The 3,018-nt window shown below is 72.7% G+C and carries 4 protein-coding genes; 2 read left to right on the forward strand and 2 right to left on the reverse strand.

Going from position 1 to position 3,018, the window contains the following annotated elements:
• Positions 1–148: 148 nt before the first annotated feature.
• Complete coding sequence (cofD, locus tag VJS38_RS17020) at positions 149–1,129, reverse strand: 2-phospho-L-lactate transferase (RefSeq protein WP_324089340.1); 981 nt, start codon at positions 1,127–1,129, stop codon at positions 149–151.
• A complete protein-coding gene (cofE, locus tag VJS38_RS17025) occupies positions 1,126–1,887 on the reverse strand; it encodes a coenzyme F420-0:L-glutamate ligase (RefSeq protein ID WP_324089341.1) in 762 nt (253 codons plus the stop codon). Before cofE ends, cofD begins: the two co-directional genes overlap by 4 nt.
• A 255-nt stretch (positions 1,888–2,142) precedes the next feature.
• Here cofE and npdG point away from each other — a divergent pair, with 255 nt between their 5' ends.
• Both npdG and VJS38_RS17035 read left to right on the forward strand, forming a co-directional pair.
• Complete coding sequence (gene npdG, locus VJS38_RS17030; protein WP_324089342.1) at positions 2,143–2,796, forward strand: NADPH-dependent F420 reductase; 654 nt, start codon at positions 2,143–2,145, stop codon at positions 2,794–2,796.
• Between the two features lie 29 nt (positions 2,797–2,825).
• A partial coding sequence (locus VJS38_RS17035; protein WP_324089343.1) for a hypothetical protein occupies positions 2,826–3,018 on the forward strand: 193 nt, incomplete at its 3' end.

Genomic DNA, 3,018 nt, shown 5'->3' on the forward strand with positions numbered 1-3,018 from the left:
GACCTTGCGCGAATAGGTGGTGCGCGCGGGCCCGCGGGCGTCGCGGCGCGCGCGGGCCTCGGCCAGCAGTCTCTGGGTCGGCGCGGCCAGCAGGCGGCTCTTCAACTGATCGTCGTCGATGCTCATCGTAACGCTCCGCCCCATTTCGTTATTCCCGGCCGGCTGTCGGCAGTTCTTCGCGGATCTCGATCGCCGCCGCCGCCAAGGTCGCGGCGGCGAGCGCCACGCGATCGGCGTCGGAGCGCATGACGGATGGCGCGACCACCGCCGTCATTCCGAGGTCCGCGATCTGCGCCGCGCTCGCCCGATCCGCCTCATCCACGATCAGGATATCGATCAGTCCCCGGTAGTGTCGCGCGACGCCCGTCACATCCACGTCAGCGCCGAGCTCGGACATCAATTTGGCGGTCGGCCCTTTGATCGCCTGGCCGGCGACGATCGGCGAGACCGCCACCCGCGGGACCGCCAGGCCGGCGATCCGCTCGCGCACGCCCGGCAGCGCCAGCAGCGGATCGATGCTGAGGTAGGGGTTGGACGGGCAGACGATCAGCGCGCCCAGGTCACCTCGCTCCAGGGCGGCGGCGAAGCCGGGCGACGGCCGCGCCGCCTCGGCGCCGTCGAAGCGGATCCCGCGCGCGACCGGCCGGCACTGCTCGGCCACGAAATAGCGCTGGAAGTCGAGCTCGCCGTCCGCCGTCGAGACCTTGGTGCGCACCGGATCGTCGCTCATCGGCACGAGCGCCGGGCCGATCCCCAGGCGGCCGGCGAGGCTGGCGGTGATGGCGGACAGCGTCTCGCCGGCCCGCAGCCGCCGGGTGCGCGCCAGGTGCATGGCCAGGTCCCGGTCGCCGAGCTGGAACCACTGCGCCTCGCCCAGGCGGCCGAGCTGGGCCATCGCCTGCCAGCTCTCGTCGGCGACGCCCCAGCCGCGCACCTGATCGGAGAGGCCCGACAGGGTGTAGACGACGGTGTCGATGTCGGGCGAGATCGACAGGCCGATGTGCTCGAAGTCGTCGCCGGTGTTGACGACGATGGTCAGCTGTTCGGGCGGCAGGACGGCCGCCAGGCCCGCCGCCAGCTTGGCGCCGCCCACCCCGCCGCACAGGGCCAGGACATGGTTCGCGCTCACCGGAAGAGATCCTCCTTCACCGGCCGCAGCCCCGCCGCCGCGCCGTCGCCGTCCGCCTCGCCGACATAGCGGCCCATGCCGCGGACGATCGCCGCGGGCACGCCTTCGGCCCCCTCGCCCATCACCAGGACGCCGGCCGCGGCGATGCTGTCGGCGACCGCCACGAGGGTCGCCTGAAGCGTGCGCCCGAAGAGGTCCGTCTCGCCGCGCCGGTCGTCGACGACGACCAGGCCGGCGGCGCCGATCGCCGCGCCCATCGTGCCCAGTCGCCACGCGCGGCCGAGGCTGTCGGCGATCACCACCGCAGGCGCCGCGCCCGTCAGCGTCTTCAGCTCGGCGCGGATCGCCCGGGCGCTTTCGTCGGGATCGACCGGCCAGAGCAGCACCGCGTCCTCGGCCCCGCCCTCGACGTTCGAGGCGTCGATGCCGGCGTTGGCCGCGACATGGCCGGTGCGGTGGCGCGTGATCACCACCATCGGCGTGGCGCGCACCAGCTCCTGGCTCTCGTCGAGCATCAGCTGCATCAGCGCGGCCGGGCGGCCGCTCTCGACCGCCAGCGCCCGGGCTTCGTCGCCGGCGGCGACGTCATGCAGCCGCGTCCGGCGTCCCTCGGACTTGGAGACGATCTTCTGGGCCAGCACGACCACGTCACTTTTCGCCAGGGCGATGCCTTGCCGCCTCGCCGCGGCCGCCACCTCGCGCGCAATGCTGACGCCGGGCGCAAACATCGGCAGCCCCTCGAGGGGCAGGACGCTCATGGACGAAGCGCTGCGACGCGCCGTCTCCGTGGCGTTCACGTCATCCATTTGGTCTCGGACCCGGATCGATTGCGACGCGGAGCTGACGGCCCTTTCGGCCAACTCCAACGTCCGGGATTTCGCGTGACCGGCCTTTCGCGCGGCGTCTGCAACGAGGCATGACCGATGCGCCGCGCGAATGCAACCTTGCCTCTTCGCCGATCCCGGCTTAGCCGGGGCCGGCAAGCAAGAACTCAAAGGCGCGAGGGACGGGGAATGGCGAAGATTGCTGTCGTCGGCGGCACGGGGGATCTGGGCTCGGCGATCGCCAGGACGCTGATCAAGGCCGGGCATCAGGTGTCGATCGGCTCGCGCCGGGCGGAGTCCGCCGCCCAGCACGCCGCAGAGCTGGGCCCCGGCGTCGGCCATGGGGTGAACGCCGAGGTGGCTCGGGGCTGCGACTTCGTGATCGTCACCGTGCCCTATTCGGCCCAGGCCGGCACGCTCGCCGACATCAAGGACTCGGTCGGCGACGCCATCGTCGTCGACACCACCGTTCCGCTGGTCCCGCCGAAGGTGATGCGGGTGCAGCTGCCGGCCGCCGGCTGCGCGGCGCTCGAGGCGCGCGAGCTGCTCGGCGAGGGCGTGCGGCTGGTTTCGGCCTTCCACAACGTGGCCGCCCACAAGCTGGCCGAGGGCCACGGCGTCGACTGCGACGTGCTGGTGTTCAGCGACGACGTCGAGGCCCGCGCCGCGGTGGTCGAGCTGGCCTGCGGCATGGGCCTGCGCGGCCTCGCCGCCGGCTCGCTGGCCAACTCGGCCGCGGCCGAGGCCCTGACCTCGATCCTGATCTTCTTCAACAAGACCTATAAGGCCGACGGCGCCGGCGTACGGTTCACGGGGCTGACGACAGCGCCGGCGGTTGCATAGACGCCTCTCGCCCGCGAAAATCTCGCGCCATGACCACCTGGGTCGCCATTCCGATCAAGGCGCCGGACGCCTGCAAGACCCGCCTGGCCCCAGTGCTGTCCGACGCGGCGCGGCGCGCGCTGGCGGCGGACATGCTGCGCCATGTGGTCGGGGCGGCCGAGGGCGCGGGCGACGTGCGGCTGGTGGGACCCTCGCGGCACGGCTTGCCGGAGACGGTCGGCC

Source organism: Phenylobacterium sp. (assembly GCF_035276905.1).
Lineage (GTDB): Bacteria > Pseudomonadota > Alphaproteobacteria > Caulobacterales > Caulobacteraceae > Phenylobacterium.